The organism is Candidatus Gracilibacteria bacterium (assembly GCA_041658685.1).
Taxonomy (GTDB): domain Bacteria; phylum Patescibacteriota; class Gracilibacteria; order UBA1369; family UBA12473; genus JBAZZS01.
Genome location: JBAZZS010000003.1, coordinates 92,294 through 113,828, shown reverse-complemented (window position 1 = coordinate 113,828; position 21,535 = coordinate 92,294). Strand labels below are relative to the sequence as shown.

The window sequence follows — 21,535 nt, the reverse complement described above, 5'->3', positions numbered from 1 at the left end:
TTCTAAAGCGCACTTCGCTTCGCTTCGTGCGTATTCTTGTACGCCACAAATCCCAATCCAAGAATTAACAACACGCCACCCAATCCAAAAATCACAAAGGGAGAGGCATGTCCTTCCTCGGCAGAGGAATACAGAGCCCCGGCTCCCACCACTTGGAAGCCCACATCAATCACTGAAGAATACAAATTTTTGGAAGGTTCAACCGCATACACAAACACATTGTGGTCGCCTTGTTCAAGTTCGCTCGGAGAAGCGGTTAAGAATTCTCCTTTCATGGTGTCCACCACAAGAGAAGAAGTAAACAATTCACTTTCCCAAGAAGTCACCACTTCATACCCTTTTTCCGCCACTCCATAAAGATACGGTTGGCTGTTTTGAATCTTAAACACTTCAAGATTGGCGACATCGATCAATTGAGTATCCAATTGTTTGGGATCCACAAGGGACATCGCAGCAGTGGGATCAATCGTCAAATCATAAGGCAAAGTTTCGGAAGTGATATTCCCTTCTGCATCGAATGAACGAACCACCACCGCATATCGACCCGCGGAGAGCTCATCTTCCGGACGCACAAGAAATTTTCCATGCCCTCCGGTTTGAGTTTCAAGAGTCATTGTATCTCCCGTATTTTCCACTTCCCCAAAAAGATTCGCCAATAAAAGATGACTCAATCGCTGCAATAAAGATTGTTGCACTCCAGTGGAAGCGGCATTCCCTTTTAATAAAACAAATGAAATTTGAACGTGCGTGTCCGGTTTGGAAGTCCCGGCAATCAAAGGATACCCATCCATATACGTATTTCGCGCATAACTCTTAAGACTCGAAATGCGTGTTTGGAACAACTGCCCCGATCGCGTCATTACATTCGGATCGGTTTGATACACATGCACTTCAGCACCGTCGGAAACCCCATCGTCATCACTATCGGCTTCCAAAGGATTGGTTCCATAATTAAGTTCATCCCTATCCGAAAGCCCATCCTTATCCGTATCCCAAGCCAAGGTGCGTTCCACATTCAGATTGAGTTCTGAGATAAAAGCAGGTTGACCATAAAGTACATTATCAAGCCCGTAATCTTTCAACCATTGATCCGGAACCCCTCCGATCATGGTAATCACCGGTGCATTTTTTACATTTAAAGGATTCGAACCTGCACCGACTTCAATATTATCAATGACGCCATCTCCATCGGAATCCGCAGACAAAGGATTGGTACCCAATTCGATTTCACGAAAATCCGAAAGCCCATCTTCATCCGAATCCCAATTGCCGGGATTAAGGCCGAAAGTGATTTCCACGCCATCCTCCACTCCATCCGCATCAGAATCAGCGCTCACAGGATTCGTTCCATTCATCCATTCCATCGAATCCGTAACTCCATCATTGTCCGAGTCCGCGGTTTTATTCACAAACATCGTATTAAAATTCGCTTGTTCCCACCAATCCGGAACCGTATCGCTATCCTCATCAGATTCCACTTCTCCCATTTCTCCTTGCAAAACGGGTTGAATAAAAACATCTTCACGCGTTACAGCGGTTTCGGGCAAAACCATCGCTTGAGGTTGAACTTCTCCAAAAGAAACCGATGGCAAAACATAAACATCACTGACGGGATAAAGTTGTTCCACTTCTTCCGCAAAATCGGACGCATCCATTTGATTAAAAGATTCTTCAGTCCCCACCTGAGTCCCAAACTGATCTTCCGATGCTTCAGCGGGATCCAAAATTTCCATGGGAATATCCTCTTCTACGGGTTCGACAATTTCTTCTCCTGCCTCTTCTTCCTCTCCCTCCTCTTCTTCATCAATCAATGTGTCGGAATAATGATTACTTTCATAACCGTTTGATCCGCTTCCACCCCCAACCGTCCCCGAATTATCCGTGGTGGCAGCCAATTGAGTATACGTAATGGTGTGAGCCGTTGCACCGGAAGGATTTCCAACCGCATCCGTCACGACAAAAGAATAGGTATTACTCCCCACCGCCAAGGTCGAAGCATAGGACCAAGTGGTGGAATCATTCGCAGCCACAATTTCCGTGCCGTTATTTTTTACTGAAGAACCGGCTTCCTTAGTCCCGGTGATCGTTGCACTATACGTCGAGCCTGTGCCCGAATATGAAATCGCCGACGTGATTGAGGAAACCGAAGGAACGATTGTATCCAATGTAATACTCACGGCAGTGGCATCCGATTCATTCGATGAATAATCCTTGGAAGTAAAACTAAAAGCGTTTGCCCCTTCCGAAAGAGTTACGGCGTACGTCCATGCCGTGCTCGAATCAACGGCAACACGCTGAGTATCCCCATACCAAACACTGGAATACGCATCTTTTGTCCCCGTAAACGTATAAGCCGCCACATTGGTGGCACTCGTGCTTGAAGTCACGGTTAAAGCACTCGGAGCCGAAATGTCCGGATTGACTAAAGAGGAGCCGCTAACCACGGTGGAATCTCCATCCGCTTCGGTGATTTGGAAAAAATAATTATCTCCCCCAGTAGCGGTAAAATCTTTATCAAGTTGAGCCGTGCCACTTGCAACCGTTGCGGTTCCTTCATAAGTAATGACCCCGGCTCCGGTCACGCTGAATATATCAACTTTAGAACCATCTGCAAAACCCGTTGTAATTACAAATCGACTCGTACTGGAAGTCGTAATCGAAGTGCCGACCAAACTCACACCATTATTAGGAGAATTAACGAAAGTCGTTGGATTGGTCGTTCCCAAATAATTTCCACGAAGGGTAGTGACCTTATCTCCGACTCCAGCTCCATCCAACTTAATCTGAGCCGTAGTATTGAATTGAACAAGATTGCGTTTATCCGAACCCACGGTTTCTCCATAATCATAACCAATGACATTATTCGTCCCGCCAACAACAAATATCCCGGATCCTCCATTTCCAATATTCGACACTCCGTCCGGCTTAACCCCAATATAATTATTCACAATCGTTGCTTGGGTCGCAGCACTCAATTCAATTCCGGAATCTGTCATATTCCCGATATAATTACGTCCTCCGGAAACCGAAGACCCGATGACGGTGTTCGTACCCTGAACGTAAATCCCATCGGTCCCGGAACCGAGAACATCCCCGTCCGTATCCATACCAATATAATTCCCTAAAATTTGAACATCACTTGCGCTGGAACTAATATAAATTTGAGCAGCGGTCCCGGTTGTATGTCCGGTGATAATATTCCCTTGCCCCGACTCCGATCCTCCGAGCACCCAAGTTCCGGAATCCACATAAATACCATTTTGATCATTTTTAAACACAGAAGTAAGCCCGCTGTTCACCCCAATATAATTTCCCAAAACTTGACCATCCGAGACCGACATAAAAATTCCATGATTCGTATTCCCGGCCATCACATTAAATCCCTGCGTTAAAGTATTTCCAATCGTTGCCGTACCAGATCCATTCACACAATAAACGCCATAACTATTTCCCAGATCCGCATCTTGCGCCGCGGAAAGTCCAAGGATTGAGCTGTAAATATAAGCGGTGCCATCCGAATCATTCAAACGAATTCCTTCATCCGAATTTCCTGAAATCACGTTAGTCGGGCTGGTTGCTGAAGAAGACCCAATCGTTACAACTCCGGTTGCATCAAGACTTGAGACCAAAATGCCTTGATCCCCATTGGGAATCGCTGCGGTTCCTGCGGCATTGAGTCCGATATAATTTGAAGAAATCGTTGAACTTCCGGAAAAATCTTGCACCTTAATCCCCGTAATCGTATTCCCTGAAATCACATTATAATTGGTGGCCGAAGTATCGTTTTTACCAATCACCACCGAAGTGCCTCCACCGGCAAGATAAATACCAATATTATTTGGGACAGCCGCGTTTCCCACTGCATTCGTTCCAATATAATTGGCTGTGATTTGCCAGAGAGAAGCCGGCGTACTTCCGGCAGTCTCAATCCCGTAATTTGTATTCCCGGAGATCACATTCCCTTCACCGCTCGCAGTCCCTCCAATCAAACAATTGCCCACCGCGGAACACGCTCCATTATCAAATCTAATCCCGCTTTGTCCATTGGCAAGCGCCGCCGTTCCGGCCACATTGGTCCCGATATAATTTCCAATAATTTTTGTATTTTGATGAGTCCCGGAAATTGAAATGCCATAATTCGTATTCCCGGAAATAATATTGCGTTCTCCGGCCGTAGTCCCTCCAATTTGAACCGCATTGGGATACGTATCATTGGTAAAAAAAACACCAATGCCATTTGGAACCGCCACGGTTCCACCGGCATCAAGTCCAATATAATTTCCCAACACCGTGGCTCCGGCATCTCCTTCCCAAAAACGAATTCCATACTGCGTATTTCCGGAGATCACATTACGTTCATTTGAAGCATCGCCTCCCACCACGTTCCCGGTACCAAATCCATCAAAAGAAATTCCGGCAAGCAAAGATCCGGGCGTCACTCCATCCGCTTCCACTCCGATATAATTATTAATCACCGTATTATTACTTCCTCGGATACAAACCCCAACCGCACCTTCCGGAGAATAAATCACGTTTCGATCCGTTGCATCCGTTCCTCCGACCGTTATATTACTGGCAATGATGCTGATTCCACATTGAGAAAATCCCGTGATCGTCAAACCTCGAATGGTCACATTGGAAGCCGCTCCTGAGGCCGTAACCGCCCATGTGACAGAAGACGCCGCGGAAATAGTAACCGTCCCATTCCCATCCATATCCACCGCTTCGGTCATAGCCGGCGGATTGGAGACAAGATTAACCGTTCCTATACTAAAATTAATCGTATCCGCTCCGGCGTTTGCATTCGCGCAATTGATGGCTTCGGAAAAAGTCGTATCCACCACGCATTCCCCATCTTGTGCATCCGCCGCCGTGTCCACAATATAAGTTGCGGCAAACGAAGAAGGGATAAACCACAAAAACCCGACACAAAGAGAACTCAAGGTTAAGCCAAAAATTCGACCAACGAGAGAAAAAAGACGAAAGTCTTTCATAAGATTTGTTTTTATTTAAATTAAAAATTTATCTAATTATTATACCTGAAAAATACCCCAAAGTAAAGGCTCTGTTCATCAAAATTTCAATCATGCTACAATTCACACAAATATTTTAATTTTTCAAACCATGATGAAACCCGCTCTCGTCTTAAAAATAGCCTGGGGCTATTGTCTTTTAATCCAAATCGCCATTTTTACAATCGCCGGACTCATCCAAAAAGGTATTATTCATTTTGAACCTGTTTTTGGAGAAAATATTGCCACCGCAAATCTCCTTTTTTATATCCTCGTAGGAATTTCCGCACTCATGCTTGTGGGCCAAATATTCGTTTATAAAAAACTGGAAACCCTAAAAACACTCCCCCCTGAACAACAAGAAGCACTCTCAAAAGAAAAAATGACATTTCAATTGCTCACCATAGCGCTCCCGGATTCCGTTGCAATCTATGGATTCATACTTTTCCTTATCACCGGTTTTACAACAAAAGGATTTGGAATGATGATCGTTGGATTGATTGCTTTCTTGGCGGTTTATCCGAGAGAAAACATGCAAACAATTTAGAAAAAAGAGGGAAAATCGCTATGCGATTTAAAATAGAGATCAATTCTTAGTGCTGAACAGCTCCCTTAGCAAGCACTGCCTCGTGAAAAATCGGACTACAAAGAACGTTATCCCCGGAAGGAACACTGCTAGAATGTGCTGTTTCATACCAAATTTTCATTCTCGAATAGGCCTTATTCATTTTCCCCTGCCATTCAGGGATCTTGGTTGAGTCTATTTTTAAAACCCCATCTTCAGCATTAGGCTCACATAAAACAGTTCCTCTCATATCAACTAACGTATGCACTTCATTTTGATTTTGAGCTGGATTTAGATTCACTTTATATTCAAAAACGAATTGGCCATTTTCAAAGCGCACACTCGTTTTAAAATCAGCAATAGTCAATTGAGCCCCGGGCTTTTTAATTTCTTCTCCAATTCTACGAATAAATTCACGATAAGCAGTCTCATGGAGATGATTCAAATCCATACCTCTCACACGCAAGATACGTTGGTTCCCTTCTGTAACATATTCAACTTTTCCAGCAGCAGCTTCTGAGGACGAAGCCATAGCCTCAGAAATACGAATAGCGGTCTCTCCCTGCGTAGAAACGAGGGCTACAGGAGGATAAGTCACGGCAAGTGCCAGCACCCCACTCATGACTAACTTTCCAGGGAAATTCAACGGCATAGATTATTCTAAAAAAAACAGAATAAAAAATTAGCAGTAAAGCAAAAATAACGCAAACAGTAGCCAAAATCGAATCAATGCTTTGCTAATATCCAAGCAGGGGAAAACACAAAGAAAAAAAAACGTTAAAGATCAACAATTCACTAAAAACTCAACAAGCGATTTAAAAAATAACCGCTTCTCAAGTTCCTTCGCGCCGCGTTACGGCACTCCGGAACTGGTAGCGCTAAGGGGAATCGAACCCCTGTTGCCGGGATGAAAACCCGATGTCCTAACCACTAGACGATAGCGCCTCAAAATAAGCAAAGCCAGTATACTGATGCTCTTTGCCGTGTCAAACATATCAATTTCTATTCCTGAAGGATATAGAAATAAAATAAAACCAAATAAAGTCAATGAAAATCCAAAAAAATCACCCAACCTGTAAACAGTCAAAAGAAGACCTTTTTTCAGGTTACGTCTAGGGGCCAAAAATCAAAAGCCCTTTACATCGCCCTAACCTGAACCTATCCTATCCACGGTCTATCCTTAACCCTTTTAAATATGGCTTACAGTCATAAGAACAGCAAGGGCCAAACCTATTTCCTCCATGGAAAAATGGTAACCCTCCGCGGTGGCCGAAAACAACAAATTTACTATTTCGCCCGCGTAGAGAAGAAAGATGCTTTGGATGCTCTTCCGGAAAACTACCAAGTGGTTGAAAACAAGAGAACCGGATTGCCCATGCTCCGCAAGAACAAACCCAAGAAATAAAGTCGCGAACATTTCGCAATACTTTAAAATCCCCTATCGAAAGATGGGGGATTTTTTTTGCCTGCAAAAAAAATCCCTCCCCTCCCCCTGCTTAAAAGAGTAAAATGTATGCAATGTTCATCAACGCCCTCCTCATTTTAATCCTCGTTTTCACCTTATTACTGCTCTGTACCGCAGTGGTGAACATGATTTCGGGATCGCCGTTTGTACCCAGCAATCGCCGAACTTTAGACTTAATGTTAAAAGAGGCCCACCTAAAAAAAGGAGCCCTTGTTTACGATCTCGGATGCGGGGATGGCCGTCTGCTCATTCGCGCTGAAAAAAAATGCGGCATCAAAGGCATCGGCTACGAAAACGCACCCATTGCTTTCTTATTGGCTCTTTTAAATAAATTTTTCCATCGTTCTCACGTTTCGCTTCGTTTTAAAAACTTTTTTAAATCTTCTCTCAAAGACGCGAATTTCATCTTTCTTTATCTCGGGCCGGAAGTTCAAGTTAAACTCGCGCCCAAACTCAAAAAAGAATGTCATCGCGGAACCCTCATCATCAGCAACACCTTTCATCTCCCGGGATTTAAGCCTTTCAAAATATTTCCGAAAAACAAAAAAAATAAAACCAAAACCGTGTACATTTATAAAATTTAGTCATTTATCTTCCCCTCCCCCATGTCCCGTTTCTTTGACTTCATCTCCAATCTCCCCTTCCCCACCCTCACGCGATTTCAGTGTGTTTTGATGATCATCATTTTAATCCCAACCACCATTGCCCTCTTAAGTGCCCCCTGGGTCCCCACGCCCTCGGATCGAGTCAAAAAAATGCTGGCCCTGGCCAAAATCAAACCCGGTGAAAAAGTCTACGACTTGGGCTGCGGCGACGGACGCATGGTTCATTTCGCTTCCATTTTATACAAGGCCAAAGCCGTGGGCCTCGAATTTTCTCCCCTGATTTATACCATGGCAAAAATGTTTCAACCCATTTATTGGCTCAAAGGTTCTCGTGCCAAAATCCAATTCCGCAATTTTTACAAAAAAGACCTCAGCGATGCGAATGTGATCGTCTTTTATCTTCTCCCCCACGCCATCCAAAAGCTCAAACCCAAGTGGAAAAAAGAGCTTAAAAAAGGCACACGCATCGTGTCTTACGCGTTTCAAATTGAAGGCTGGACGCCCACGCACCGCCAAAAACGCATCCGAAAAAAATCCTTTTGCCCGCTGTGGCTGTATACGATTGGGGAGAGCGATAAAGTGAAAAAATGATTATTTTTTATCCGATTGAACCCCAATCTTCCAAACCCCTTTTTCCAAAAACGCTTCAATGGTCTGGCGATGGGCCTTATTGATCAAATTGGGATGTGAAATTTTAAATTGCTTCGCATAATCCGCCAACGTCAGGATCGTTGCGCCCTCGAGATAAGCCAACCGCTTGTGATAACTGTTGGTGATGGCTTTTCCTACAATCTCTTCCATCAATGCAGTGGTGCCTTTTTTATCAAATTCCTTGAACGCCTCGTAATACATTTTTCGATCCATAAACTTAATATTCATGGACACAAATCCCTCGCGAATGAGCAAATAATTGTTGATCACTCGCCCGATGCGGCCATTGCCATCCACAAAAGGATGAATATTTTCAAACGTGAGATGCAACAACGCCATGCGCTTGATGATATTTTCATGACTGCTCGCATAATACGTCGCAAGCATTTTCTCCAGGCGCGGGACCACCTCTTTCGGGTTCACGGCGATGTGATTTCCCACTTTCACCCACTCCTTTTCATTCCTAAATCGTCCCGCCACCTCATCGCGAATATTGGAAAGCAACATTTTGTGCAACAACAAAATCCCATCGAGCGTGAGCTCCTGTTCTTTGGCCTTCTGATCAATGTAAGAAACCACGCGTGCCAAATTTTTCGCTTCAAAAATTTCCCGCTCGGAAATGTATCGATCGAGGTCGATTTGCAAAAGAATCTTCTCCGTTTCATCAAGGGACAACGTGCTGTTTTCAATGGCATTGGAGTTGTAAACTTGCTCCGCCACTTCGGTTTCATTGAGTAAAACTAAAAGATCCTGCTTACCCGTGGAAGACATGTAGTAACGCTCCCTCAAAATCCTAATTTTGCTATAAACATTGGATACCTTTGTCATAGCCCCATGATAGTCCTTTTTCACGTTTTTGTCAACAAAATCGTGAAAATGAGTGTTAAATTTATGATTTTTCACGGTTTTGAATGTTAAATCGTTAAAATCATACTTCCACCGACGCCCACGGCACGGCAGCCAAAATCCCGGAAATCCAAATAATGAATTTGAGAAAAAACCACGCCCCATACGCCACCAAAAGCCCCAGCCATGGCCAAACGCAGGACACCACCAGCGCCACAAACGAAAACAACATGGCCAACGGAATAAACGGCGCCACCATCACATTGGCCAGCGGCGCGATCAATGACACACGGCCAAAACTCATCAAAATCACAGGCACCGAAAACGTCTGTGCCGACATCGTGGTCAAAAACGCCTCGCGAATGGAAAAAAATTCCGGGATCCAATCGTACACGCGAATCCATTTGAAAAAATTTTCCACATACCCGGACATATAAACCAACCCCGCGGTCGCGGAAAACGACAATCGAAACCCCAAATCATCCACCAAAATAAACGGATTCCACAGCACCATCCCCGCCGCGGTCAGGGCCAAAAGCCGGGTCACCTCCGCCTTACGTCCGCCCAACGCCGCCACCAGTCCCAAAATTCCCATCACCGCGGCCCGCAACACCGCCGCTGACGCACCCACCAAAGCCACAAACGCCACAATAAACACAATAGACCCGAGGATTTGCGCCTTTTTCGGCAAAAATCGCAAAAGCCCGGACGCAAAAACAATCATCAACGTAATATTATATCCGGAAATCGCAATAATGTGCGTGATCCCGCATTGCATAAAATCCTCAGTCAAATCTGCGGGAATCCCGCGTCGCGATCCCAACAAAAGCCCGGCCGCAAAACTCGCATACGGCTCGGGAAACAACCGATTCAACCGATTCTCGGCCGCCGCTTTAAATTGCCCAATCCAAAATCGAATATTCCATCGACTCGCCGACTCCAAAACATCAATAAAAGGCCGATACAAAACCGCCACGGTCCCATACCTGCGCAAGTAATTTTTATATGAAAAATCCTCAAACTCCGGAGGCTCTTCCAACATTCCACTCACGCGAATCCGCATCCCATAGGTAAAATCATCCGGGTACCTCGGAAGGGAAATCAACACTTGGCCAAAAATCGGCGTGCCGGTTTGTTTCCCCTCCAAGTCCATTTGCATTTGCTCCACCGTCAGCGTCAATTTCACCTGATCACTACGAATGTCGGGATAATCGAAAATCACACCTTCAAGCGTGACATTTTCATTCAAAAAATTCATCAACGGAGATTGCTCAAAACGTTGCATTGCAATTTGATAACGTAAAATCCCAATTCCGAAAAAAACCAACGCCCATAATACCAATAATTTCTCTCTTTTAAGTCCCCACCACATCCCGCTCAACAACACCACGAATAAAAAACTTCCCAAGGAAATCCCATACGCTGCAATCCAAATCCCGGTCAAAAAACCCAAAACTCCCATCACCACAGTCCGATGCTGATAAAATCCATTTTCCATTCTCCCATCCTGCCACGCGAGTCATGAAAAAAAGATTACAAAAAAATGAATAAAATTTAGCATTTAAAATCTCCCTTTTCCGGAGTATATTTCCCCCAGTCTAATTTTTCGCATGAACGGATTCACCACCAAAAAAATTCGCAAAGGCTTACCGCCCTCTAAAATCCCCCAAAAGCCGATTCAAAAACCTGAAATCGTTCTTTCTCCGGACGAACCTCAAAAAAAAGGATTTTGGAAAAAAATTCTCCGTTTCATCACGCGCCATTTCATCTGGAGTGCGATCATTTTCGTTCTATGTATAGGTGTGACCAAAGCCGCCTATCGCGTCCTCACCCTTGCCGAAGATTTTTCATTCAAAGAATTGGTTTTTTCCGCCTTCAGCAACCCCCTGGAAACCGATGAAAACGGACACACCAACATCCTGCTGCTCGGCACCGGAAACGCCAATCACGACGGAGCCAATTTAACGGATACCATCATCGTGGCCAGTATTGATAAAAGCTCGGGCACGGTAGCCATGCTTTCCATCCCCCGCGATCTTTACGTGGAAATCGATGCACTGTATGGCTGGAATCGCATCAACAGCCTCCTCGAATTAACCGCCCAACAAGAGATGTACGACAATCCCGCAATAACCGAAGGGCAAGCCTACACAAAAGGCTATGAAATTCTCACTCAAACCGTTTCCGAAATCCTCAATATCCCCATCCATTATTACGCTCGCATCAATTTTGACGGATTCACTCAAATCGTAGATGCCATCGAAGGTATTGACGTCGATGTTGAAGAAGCCCTTTACGATCCTTTGTACCCCGCAGACGATGGATCTATTGCTTATCAAACGTTTTTCGTGGACGTGGGGCTCCAACATTTCGACGGCGACACCGCTCTCAAATACGCTCGCAGCCGAGAAACCACAAGCGATTTCTCAAGATCAAAACGACAACAACAAGTACTCAATGCGATCAAGGAAAAAGCCCTAAGTCTCGGCGTTCTCACCAGTCCCACCAAACTCAAAAACCTTTACAACGCCATTGGCGACAATTTCACCAGCGATCTTACCTGGGAAGAAATTGTATATTTGGCAAAAATCGCGGATAAATTCGAGCGTGATCACATGTATTCATGGGGCCTCAACGACAATCCTCTTTCCATGGGCGGATTTCTTTACACCCCGCCGCGCGAAGAAGGCGACGCCTTCTCTCTTTTGCCTTATGTAAACGATTATTCCGACATTCAACTCTTCGCAAATCTCGTCCTCCTTCACCCGGAAGTGCACGCCGCAGGCACCACGTATCAAGTGCTCAACGGAACCACAAGAAACGGAGTGGCCAGCCAAACCTTATATTACCTCATTCGTTTTGGATTTGATGTCGTGCGTTACGGAAACGCGCCCAATCGAGCCGTTCCCATCACGCGTATTCTCCCTCTTTCCGGCTTACTTGCCGGACAATCTCCGGAAAAAGCCATAGACAACGACAGTCTCAAATTTTTAATGGAAAATTTCATTCCCGTCGGATTCACACTCAATGATGTGCCGACCGAATATTCTCCCGTTGAATGGGAATCCGAAGCCGATATCGTGCTTGAACTGGGCCAAGATTATGTAGATTGGATGGCGCAAAATTCAAAATATTTTTATTGAAATTTAAAATTTACTTCAATTGAGAATCAATAAATTCATTGCCAACAGCGGGTATTGCTCACGCAGAAAAGCGGATGAATTCATTGAAAAAGGCGCGGTAAAAATGAACGGAAAAATCGTAAACGAATTGGGCAGCACCTTGGATCCTAAAAAAGATAAAATCACGGTCCACGGCAACGCCGTGAGTCTTCCCAATGAAAAAACGCTGATCCTTTTTCACAAACCCGCGGGAGTCCTCACCACCCGTCACGACCCACGAGGAGAACAAACCATTTACGACCTTTTGCCAAAACAATTTCATCATCTCCACTCCATCGGCCGCCTCGATAAAAACACGGAAGGACTTTTACTCTTAACCGATGACGGAGATCTCACCTATCAACTCACGCATCCCAAAAACGGCGGAGAAAAAAAATATGAAGTCACGGTACGACAACGACCCACTCCCGAAGAACTCAAACGCCTGGAAAAAGGAGTCCGAATCAAAGAAGAAGTGGATGAAAAAATCAGTTTTTATATCACTCAACCCTGCAAAATCGAAGCGCTCAAAAAACCAAACTCTTTTCTGGTAACGCTTCAAGAAGGACGCAAACGCCAAATCCGAAAAATGTTCGATTCCATCCGATGCCCCGTGGTATATTTGAAGCGAATTTCCATGGGCCCCTACACGTTGGGGACTTTACCCATCGGAGAATTCCGCATCCTTGAGTTTTAAAATCTAAAATTTTTAATTTCCCCATGATGTTCAAGGCTTTTATCGCTTTCCTCATGGCTTCCGCACTGCACGCGGGCCCAATGGATGCGGCAAAACTAACATACGAACCTCATTGGCAAACAAGCCCTCTTTTAAAAGTGGAACCTCTCCCGCAACAAAATGAAGACGTGCAACCGCTCAATTTAAGCGCGGAATCCGTGATCGCCGTAGACCTCAATTCCGCCAAAATCCTTTACGAAAAAAACAGCTCCCTTCAACGCCCGATCGCAAGCCTCACCAAAATCATGACCGGATTGATCATTGCCGAAGAAGAAAACCCGTACAGTGTGGTTCAAATCAGCGAAAATGCGGCGGGGACCGAAGGATCCATCGTATGGCTCAATGCCGGAGAAGAAATGACGGTCAAAGATTTAATGTATGGACTTCTCATTGCTTCCGGAAATGACGCGGCCGTGGCCTTGGCGGAATACAACGCAGGCTCGACGGAAAATTTTATAAAAAAAATGAATCAAAAAGCGATCTTTCTGGGATTAACAAACACTCATTATTCCAACCCGGTGGGAATGGACACCACGGACAATTACTCCACCGCTCAAGACTTAGCGCTGCTCAGTATGTACGCCCTTCAAAATGATTTTTTCATGGAACCGGTGAGTCTTGAAAAATATGAAGTGGAAAGCGAAAGCGGCATCACCCACGAATACATTTCAACCAATAAATTATTAAGTGAAGACATCGGTCTGAATGACGTGGAAATCAGTGGACTTAAAACCGGAACCACGCCCGAAGCCGGAGAATGCCTCATCACCCTCGCCACCTACAACAACGATCAACAAATCCTCACCGTGGTGCTGGGGAGCGCGGATCGTTTCAATGATACGGAAAATTTACTCCGATGGATCGATACGAACTATACGTTTACTCACGGAGCGACAGCGGAGTGAGCTCTCCCTCGCCCTGCATCCCATCCTCCCATACTTCATACTAATCCTTCCCCCATGCTCCCTTTCACCGACACCGTCCGCCATCTTTCTTTGCTTTTCGTTTCTTTCAGCCTTTCATTTGGTTTTGCCTTGATCATGGCGCGCCCATTCATTTCATTGCTCAAAAAATGGAAAGTCGGTAAACAAATCCGAGAAGTGGCCACGGATGGAAAAGCCGCGACCCTCTTTCATGCAATGCACAAAAAGAAAACCGGTATTCCCACCATGGGCGGAATTTTAATTTGGGGAATTTCTTTATTTGTCATTCTTCTTTCACGTTTACTTTCTTATCTGGGATGGTTTGATCACTCTCTCATCAATCGAAAAGAAACCTACCTCCCGATCTTTACCCTTTTAATGGTCGCGCTCCTCGGGGCGCTCGACGATTGGCTCAACATCCGAGGTTTTGGTAAAAGCAAAGGCCTTGCCGTAAAACCCAAATTTTTGTGGCTCACCCTCTTCGCGACCCTCGGAGCGCTCTGGTTCTACTTTAAGCTCGGCTACAACCAAATCCACATCCCGGGGGTGAACGATTTCGTGATTGGATGGTGGTACATTCCGCTGTTCATTTTCATCATCATCGCCTCAGCCAATGCCGTCAATATCACCGACGGGCTCGACGGACTTGCAGGAGGCCTTTCCATCATCGCCTACGCCTCCTTCACGGCCATCGCCTACGCCCAAGGGCTCTTCATCTTGGCCGCCTTTTGTATGGTCATCTGCGGCGCCACCCTTGCGTTTTTGTGGTTCAACATCCCACCCGCGCGATTTTTCATGGGGGACACCGGCTCTCTGGCCTTGGGCGCGACCTTGGGAGTCATCGCTATGCTCACGGACTCCGTATTGATTTTACCTTTTGTAGGATTCGTTTTTGTCATCGAAACCCTTTCCGTCATCATTCAACTTTTTTCAAAAAAATTCTTTAAACGAAAAGTTTTCCGCATCGCCCCCCTGCATCATCATTTCGAAAGTCTTGGTTGGCCCGAAGCGCAAATCACCATGCGATTTTGGATCATCGGCGCCATCGTGGCGGGTTTTGGGCTGATTCTTGGATTAGTAGGAATGGGAATCTAGGCCCCTTTCACTTCCACTCCCTCAAACACAGGAACCACATCCTCATTTAAAGGATTTGAAGCTCCCTCATTTTGTGGAAAAATCAACGTATTTGCTTTTGTATCATTCAGCCGAATCACATTCGTATCCGAAGACGCATAAAATTCTTCAATATCATTGATGAGTTGAATGGTTTCAAAATCAAGAGGCACACTTTTTTTGAGGCGTCCCAAAATTTCTTCCTGAACCGCACGATCCCCTTTGGAATCGCGCAAAAAAGTACTCAAATGCAACACCGCTCGCTCCTTTAAATTCAAAACCAAGGTGTTCAATTGATACAACGTGTCCTCGTACGCAGCCTTCACCTCGACCTGAACCCCAACGCTCGCCTCTTTTTCCCCGTTTGTAAGCACCGCCAATTCCGCGGAAATCAACTTAAGCATCTCAAGATCTCTCACTTTTTGTCCTAAAATTCGCAAAACCACTTCTTTCCGCGCGCCACTATCCAACGACGCCAAATCCCCCAACACTTCATTCATATTCGTTTGATAATCCTGCAACGATTTTATTGCCAAGTCATACGCGCCGATTTGAATAAGCTCCAACGCAAGCCCCAATCGATCCGCGGCAGTCTGCAGTTGAACCTGACTTTGCGCCGAAGAATTTCCCGCGGCCGCCAACGTTGCGGTCTGCTCAACGACCTGTTGCAAAAACTCAACATTTTCACCCAACGCCATACTCGCAATGGTTTTTCGATGCTCATCCAATAAGGGTTTAACCGAATCATAACCCCATTGTTCTGCCGCATTGGTAAGCAAAACTTCATAATCTTCAATCGCCGCCTCCGACGCTTCGTTGGCCCCTTGCTCCCTCAATAAAATCGCCTCGGAAAAACGTCGATTCGCAAGGCTAAAAACATGATCTTGCTTCGAAGATTCTTCAAATAAAAACACCCCCCGAGCATTTTCAACATTGCGTTTTACAACATATTGAACCTCTCCCGGCAACGCGCCGGCAGCCTCCCGAATTCTCATGGCATAAAAATCTTGCAAACTCGCTTCATAATCCAAACTATTTTGAACATTGGTTTTTACCCAAACATCATTGGTTTTCAATACTTCCAAATCAGCAATCGGATTTGTAGTCAGCGTCCCATCTTGTGCCAAAACCAAGATTAAATCCGGGCCCAACGTCCCTTCCCGAGAAACGCCACCCGCCTGAGTTGTAAAATCAACCAATTGATCAAAAACACGCAACGTCACAGGCTGTTCAGTCAAAGCCGACACATCAAACATGGCTTTGCGATCCACGGAAAACGATGCCATGGTCTCTCTCTGTCCAATATTTATGACAAACGAAGACTCTCCGGGCAATAAATTCACAACCGTGGCCCACAACAAACCTTGTTGTAAATCCAAATGAACCGCGGTTTTGGCCTCATTCTGCGGGTCAGACCAAACTCGAGACAACACCACAATGGTCGAAGGCCCTAAAGTCACCAAACTATCATCCTCAAAAGCCAGGGTCACCCACCCATTGCCTCCGGTGCGCACCACATCTCCTTCCATGACCAAAAATCCATCTTCCACCGCCAACGATTCAGCCCCGCGATCCACCATCACTTCGCCTTGGAACGACTGAATCCCACTGACCTTTGCCGCAAACACTTGAGGAAATTGAGCAATGTACCCAAACCCGATCGTGAGCAACAAAACACACGCCACTAACGTCGAAGCAAGCCGTCTTTGCCTCCAAAAACTTGCCACCAAATCCCCCAGCCACACGCGATGTTTTCTCAATGTAAAAACATCCAACAAATTGCGTTTGGTGTTGAGTTTAAACGCCGCGGTCGGCGCCACGGTTAAGGTTAATTTCTGCAATTCATTTTCAAGATCTTCGAAATTTAAACTCTCTTCGGCAATCGACTTCTCCACGCACGAAAACACTCGATTTTTCAACCGCTTTTTTTGCACGGCCGGGACCTCGGGCACAAACGAGGCGAGACGCGTGAGCATCTCTTCCACCCGATCCAGCCGATGATGATAGTGAAGCCATTTAGTAAGCATATTCCACGGTGTACAACGTACAAAAAGATTAAATGTTACGCTCTTTCAAGATATCCTTGAGCGCCTTGAGCGCACGGTACTGCAAAATGCGCACATTGCCTGCGTTGCGCTGCAATACAGATGCGATTTCAAGATTATTCATTCCATTCAAATATTTGAGAACCAAAACTTGTTGATACGGTTCTTTCAATTCCATCAACGCCTCTCGTAAAACTTTTTGGCTCATTTTTTTCTGCGTCCAATCCACCGGGTCGTCACTCGATTGATTCAAATGTTTGGGCAAACGTTCCCGAAGCGAAATGTGTTTACGATGAAATCGATAATGATCCACCACCAAGTTGTGCGCGATGCGAAAAAGCCACGCCGAAAACGCACATTCGCCGGGCTTGTATTTGTCGATATTTTCCCAAATCCGCACAAAAATATTTTCCACCACATCCTCCACTTCCTCCTTATCCATGCGGTAATACACGTAGCGATAAATCGAATCCACAAACAAATCGTACAACACCCCAAACGCCTCCACATCGCCGTTTTGGCACGAAGCCACAAGCTGCTGCACCCGATCTTCATCCGGCTTGGGCTTATTTCTTTTTAGGGCACGCACGAAGCGTAGCGGAGTACGCTCCTCCGCATTTTTTTCTTTCTTCCCAAATTTTAGAATGGCGGATGAAAAAAACGATTTTTGCATGAAAAAAATAAACTGATTTTGTGGGTTCCATTAAATCATGGAAAGACAAAAAAACACCAGAGAAAAACTCTGCCCGGGCAGAGTTTTTGCATCCATTTTTGGCTTATTTAAAACATTTTACTTTTAAAAACCAAGCAATGAGCAAACCCTTTGAATCTAAAATGCTCCGTGTCTGCCCAACCTCTCCTCGCACCGCTTCACCTCCTCCTTAGACCCCAAATACACCGGCGTTCGTTGATGAATCGACTCAATGGTTTTATCCAAAATCGGCATTGTCCCATCCGAGCCCGCACCGCCCGCCTGCTCGAGCAAGTACGCCATGGGCGCGCACTCGAACAAAAGACGCAACTTACCCTGCGGCGCTTCACTGTATCCGGGATACGAAAAAATTCCCTTTCCCTTGAGCAAAATCTGATTGATGTCCGGCACCATTCCCCCGGAATAACGCAATGTGTAGCCCTGTTCCATCCACCATCGCACCAACTCGAGATAATCCGCACGATCCGCCACCGCACGCAAATTCCCGGGAGCAAACATTTTGCCTTCCTTCACCATAATCCCCTGTCGCGCCGACTGCCATTCCACCCCTGACTCGGCTCCCCGCACCAATCGATACTCATTCACACCTTCCCCGTGCGAAATCACCAATGTGGTCCGTGGCCCATACACCGCAAACCCGGCGGCAATCATTTCACGTCCCTTTCGCCCCACCACTTCTCTCCCTTCATACACGCCAAAAATCGTGCCCACCGCCAAATTCACATCCACGAGCGACGACCCGTCCAACGGATCAAAAACCACAGAAAATCGCCCCTCCGGCAACCGAACCTCCTGCTCCATTTCCTCGGACGCCATGAGCGCCACAAGCCCGGTTCGGGTCAAATGATCTTGAACGATTTTATTGGAAAGCATGTCGAGCGCGAGCTGCTCCTCACCAAACGCATTCACGGTCCCGACTTTGCCGAGATCCACGGTATGAATATGCGTGGCAATTTCCTTGACCGAGTTGCCGATCGCCTCCAACACACGACTGAGATCCGGATGGTTTTTAGGTTTCATAGGAGAAAATTATGAGGCCATCCACTTGATAAGATCAATAATCCTAGCCACATACCCCCATTCATTGTCATACCAAACAATAATTTGCGCTTTTCGCCCCAACACCACCTTAGTGGAAAGCATGTCCACGATCGCGGAATGCGTATTTCCACTGTAATCAATGGAAACCAACGGTTCATTCGAGGTGGCCAAAATCCCGGCCAACGCTCCTTCCTCAGCCTTCAAAAACGCTTTATTCAATTCCCCCACCGACACATCGCGGTTCAAATCCACTTTCAAATCCAACACCGACACCGTGGCCACCGGCACGCGGAACGCCATCCCATCCACTTTGCCTTTAAGGGAAGGAATCACTTTCCAAATCGCAGCCATAGCCCCGGTCGTGGTGGGAATAACGGATTGCGTGGTGGCACGCGCGCGACGCATGTCTTCCGGATTGGAATTGTCGAGCAAATTTTGCGTGTACGTGAACGCGTGAATCGTAGTCACAATCGCAGACTCAATGCCAAACGTTTCTTCCAACACTTTCATGGTTGGAGCCAACGCATTCGTGGTGCAAGAAGCATTCGATAAAATATCGTATTTTTTCGGATCATGTTCGTGGTTATTCACTCCCATCACGATGGTTTGAATCGTAGGATCGCTACACGGCGCAGTAACCAACACTTTTTTCGCCCCGGCCTTGAGATGTGGTTCTGTTGTTTCTCGAGTTGTAAATCGTCCCGTGGCCTCAATCACGACATCTACATCCAACGATCCCCATGGCACATTTTCCTGCTTGGCTTCCTGAAAAACTTTCACCACATTTCCATTCACGGAAAAATCATTGCCCACCACTTTAATGTCCGCATCCAAAATTCCATAAATCGAATCGTATTTTAACAAAAGCACATGCGACGCCGCATCCGCACGGCTATTCACCGCAACGACTTGAATGTCGTCTCGTTTTAAAATTTGTCGATGAAAATCACGACCAATACGACCGTACCCGTTGATGCCAACTCGAATCATATAAAAAGCATTAAAGAATAAGGAAAATTTACACGCGAAGAATAGCGTGTCCGAAACTCTTTTGCAATTTACATCATTTTGCTATGCTCAAACCGCTATTTTCTAACTCCTCCGACGTATGACGGATCTTTACTCGATTGCTCAAAAAATGGTGGCCCCAAACAAAGGCATCTTAGCCGCAGACGAAAGCAATGCCACGGCAACCAAACGCCTCGCCTCGATCCAAATGGAATCCACTCCTGAAAATCGTTGCCAATACCGCGAGCTTTTTCTCGGCACTCAAAGCATTGAAAACGCACTCAGTGGTGTAATCTTGTACGATGAAACCATCCGCCAAACCATGTCCGACGGCACTCTTTTTACAAAACACCTTGAGTCCATCGGTGTCCTTCCCGGAATCAAAGTCGATATGGGGCTCAAGGACATGCCCGGATTTCTCGGAGAAAAAATCAGCGTGGGCCTCGACGCTCTCGACACTCGATTGAAAGAGTATTACGCCATGGGTGCCCGGTTCGCCAAATGGCGCAGTGTCATCACCATCGGCCCCAACCTCCCCACTGAAGCCTGCATCAAAGCCAATGCAATGGTAATGGCCTTGTACGCCGGATTCTGCCAGGCCGCCAATATCGTTCCCATGATCGAGCCCGAAGTGATGCTCGACGGCGACCACGACATTCAACGCGCCGAAGAAGTCACAACCCGCACCCTAGAAATCTGTTTCGATGCGCTTCGCGAATACCACGTCGATCTCAAGGGCCTTATTCTCAAATCTTCTATGGTGATCCCGGGCAACAAATGCCCGGCTCAATCTTCCCCGGAACAAATCGCCGAAGCCACCATTCGCTGCCTCAAAAAAACCGTACCCGCAGAAGTCCCGGGAATCGTATTCCTTTCCGGAGGCCAAACCGCGGAACAAGCCACAGAAAACTTACGAGCCATCAATCAAGTCGGCAAAAAACTCAACGCTCCCTGGCAACTCACCTTCTCCTACGCTCGCGCTCTCCAAGGCCCGCCTCTTGCAGCCTGGGCCGGCAAACCCGAAAACCTTCCCAAAGCCCGCGAAATCTTCACCGAACGCCTCACCGCCAATTCGAAAGCAAGGATGGGCCTTTAAGTCCCCCATGCCCATCCCAACTGAAAATCACGAAAAAATTCAAACAAGTTAACCTAGAAATTTTCCTTATTTTTTGTTATAATAATAAGAACATTAACATTTCAACAAAAATAAATATGGGAAAACTTGAAAATCAACCTCCAGAACCACCTTCAGCAAAAAAAACTCCAGAAGAAAAAAAGGAGCCCACCGCTCAAGAATTAGTAACAGAGATTAAAACCTATATAAATTCACCCGAATTCGGGACTTTATTTCAATCTATATATGCTCAACCCAAAATCTCACAAAATAAAAAAGACCAAATAGATACAACCTGGAGAGAATTAAAAGTTGAATTTAACAAACTAAAAAACCGTTCAGGAAGTTTTGCCGACACCACAGAAACACCTCTCTTAGAAGACGTAAAAGCTTATCGTACAAAATTCGATCAATTCATAAAAGGATTGCAAGAAGAGCTTCGTACCGCAGTAATGCTTCAAGAACAAGAAGAGGCTGAAAAAATGTTACAATAAAAATAAAATCGTCCCCCTTCATACTCAATCAAAAATCCCCCCCC

The 21,535-nt window shown here is 45.9% G+C and carries 16 protein-coding genes and 1 tRNA gene; 8 read left to right on the top strand and 9 right to left on the bottom strand.

Annotated elements, in window-relative coordinates; genetic code table 25:
* Positions 1-2: 2 nt before the first annotated feature.
* Positions 3-4,994: a hypothetical protein gene (locus WC882_05010; GenBank protein ID MFA5842993.1), complete on the bottom strand. Its 4,992-nt coding sequence runs from the start codon at positions 4,992-4,994 to the stop codon at positions 3-5.
* A gap of 130 nt (positions 4,995-5,124) precedes the next feature.
* On the opposite strand from WC882_05010, the gene WC882_05005 reads away from it, so the two are divergent.
* Positions 5,125-5,559 carry a hypothetical protein gene (locus WC882_05005; protein MFA5842992.1) on the top strand — a complete coding sequence of 145 codons (435 nt, stop codon included), beginning with the start codon at positions 5,125-5,127 and terminating at the stop codon, positions 5,557-5,559.
* Between the two features lie 46 nt (positions 5,560-5,605).
* Here WC882_05005 and WC882_05000 read toward each other — a convergent pair whose 3' ends face one another.
* Entirely contained in the window at positions 5,606-6,229 is a 624-nt protein-coding gene (locus WC882_05000) for a hypothetical protein (GenBank protein ID MFA5842991.1), read from the bottom strand.
* Positions 6,230-6,447: 218 nt separating this feature from the next.
* Positions 6,448-6,522 (bottom strand) — tRNA-Glu (locus WC882_04995).
* 250 nt (positions 6,523-6,772) lie between these two features.
* On the opposite strand from WC882_04995, the gene WC882_04990 reads away from it, so the two are divergent.
* Positions 6,773-6,982, top strand: coding sequence for a hypothetical protein (locus WC882_04990; protein MFA5842990.1), 210 nt, complete (start codon positions 6,773-6,775; stop codon positions 6,980-6,982).
* A gap of 113 nt (positions 6,983-7,095) precedes the next feature.
* A complete protein-coding gene (locus tag WC882_04985) occupies positions 7,096-7,626 on the top strand; it encodes a hypothetical protein (protein ID MFA5842989.1) in 531 nt (176 codons plus the stop codon).
* Positions 7,627-8,238: 612 nt separating this feature from the next.
* Here WC882_04985 and WC882_04980 read toward each other — a convergent pair.
* Positions 8,239-9,069 (bottom strand): Fic family protein, encoded by an 831-nt coding sequence (locus WC882_04980; GenBank protein MFA5842988.1) that lies wholly within the window; start codon positions 9,067-9,069, stop codon positions 8,239-8,241.
* A gap of 151 nt (positions 9,070-9,220) precedes the next feature.
* Positions 9,221-10,642, bottom strand: coding sequence for a ComEC/Rec2 family competence protein (locus WC882_04975; protein MFA5842987.1), 1,422 nt, complete (start codon positions 10,640-10,642; stop codon positions 9,221-9,223).
* A gap of 112 nt (positions 10,643-10,754) precedes the next feature.
* On the opposite strand from WC882_04975, the gene WC882_04970 reads away from it, so the two are divergent.
* From WC882_04970 to mraY, 3 genes are read left to right on the top strand one after another with little or no spacing between them, the layout of a single operon-like run.
* Positions 10,755-12,320: an LCP family protein gene (locus WC882_04970; protein ID MFA5842986.1), complete on the top strand. Its 1,566-nt coding sequence runs from the start codon at positions 10,755-10,757 to the stop codon at positions 12,318-12,320.
* Positions 12,307-13,002, top strand: coding sequence for a pseudouridine synthase (locus tag WC882_04965; protein MFA5842985.1), 696 nt, complete (start codon positions 12,307-12,309; stop codon positions 13,000-13,002). The genes WC882_04970 and WC882_04965 overlap by 14 nt, the downstream gene beginning before the upstream one ends.
* A 23-nt stretch (positions 13,003-13,025) precedes the next feature.
* Entirely contained in the window at positions 13,026-15,059 is a 2,034-nt protein-coding gene (gene mraY / locus WC882_04960; protein ID MFA5842984.1) for a phospho-N-acetylmuramoyl-pentapeptide-transferase, read from the top strand.
* Here the strand turns inward: mraY and WC882_04955 are convergent.
* The 4 genes from WC882_04955 to gap form a co-directional block, all read right to left on the bottom strand.
* On the bottom strand, positions 15,056-17,104 hold the full coding sequence (locus WC882_04955; GenBank protein ID MFA5842983.1) for a DUF5667 domain-containing protein: 2,049 nt from the start codon (positions 17,102-17,104) through the stop codon (positions 15,056-15,058). The two genes, mraY and WC882_04955, sit on opposite strands and share 4 nt — an antisense overlap.
* 28 nt (positions 17,105-17,132) lie before the next feature.
* Positions 17,133-17,795 (bottom strand): sigma-70 family RNA polymerase sigma factor, encoded by a 663-nt coding sequence (locus tag WC882_04950; GenBank protein ID MFA5842982.1) that lies wholly within the window; start codon positions 17,793-17,795, stop codon positions 17,133-17,135.
* A 156-nt stretch (positions 17,796-17,951) separates the two neighbouring features.
* The gene (locus WC882_04945) at positions 17,952-18,854 is read right to left on the bottom strand and encodes a class 1 fructose-bisphosphatase (GenBank protein ID MFA5842981.1); all 903 of its coding nucleotides are present in this window, start codon (positions 18,852-18,854) and stop codon (positions 17,952-17,954) included.
* Between the two features lie 9 nt (positions 18,855-18,863).
* Positions 18,864-19,865 carry a type I glyceraldehyde-3-phosphate dehydrogenase gene (gene gap, locus WC882_04940; GenBank protein MFA5842980.1) on the bottom strand — a complete coding sequence of 334 codons (1,002 nt, stop codon included), beginning with the start codon at positions 19,863-19,865 and terminating at the stop codon, positions 18,864-18,866.
* Positions 19,866-19,983: 118 nt separating this feature from the next.
* Here gap and WC882_04935 point away from each other — a divergent pair, with 118 nt between their 5' ends.
* Positions 19,984-20,979: a class I fructose-bisphosphate aldolase gene (locus WC882_04935; protein MFA5842979.1), complete on the top strand. Its 996-nt coding sequence runs from the start codon at positions 19,984-19,986 to the stop codon at positions 20,977-20,979.
* A gap of 116 nt (positions 20,980-21,095) precedes the next feature.
* On the top strand, positions 21,096-21,491 hold the full coding sequence (locus WC882_04930; GenBank protein MFA5842978.1) for a hypothetical protein: 396 nt from the start codon (positions 21,096-21,098) through the stop codon (positions 21,489-21,491).
* Positions 21,492-21,535 lie beyond the last annotated feature (44 nt).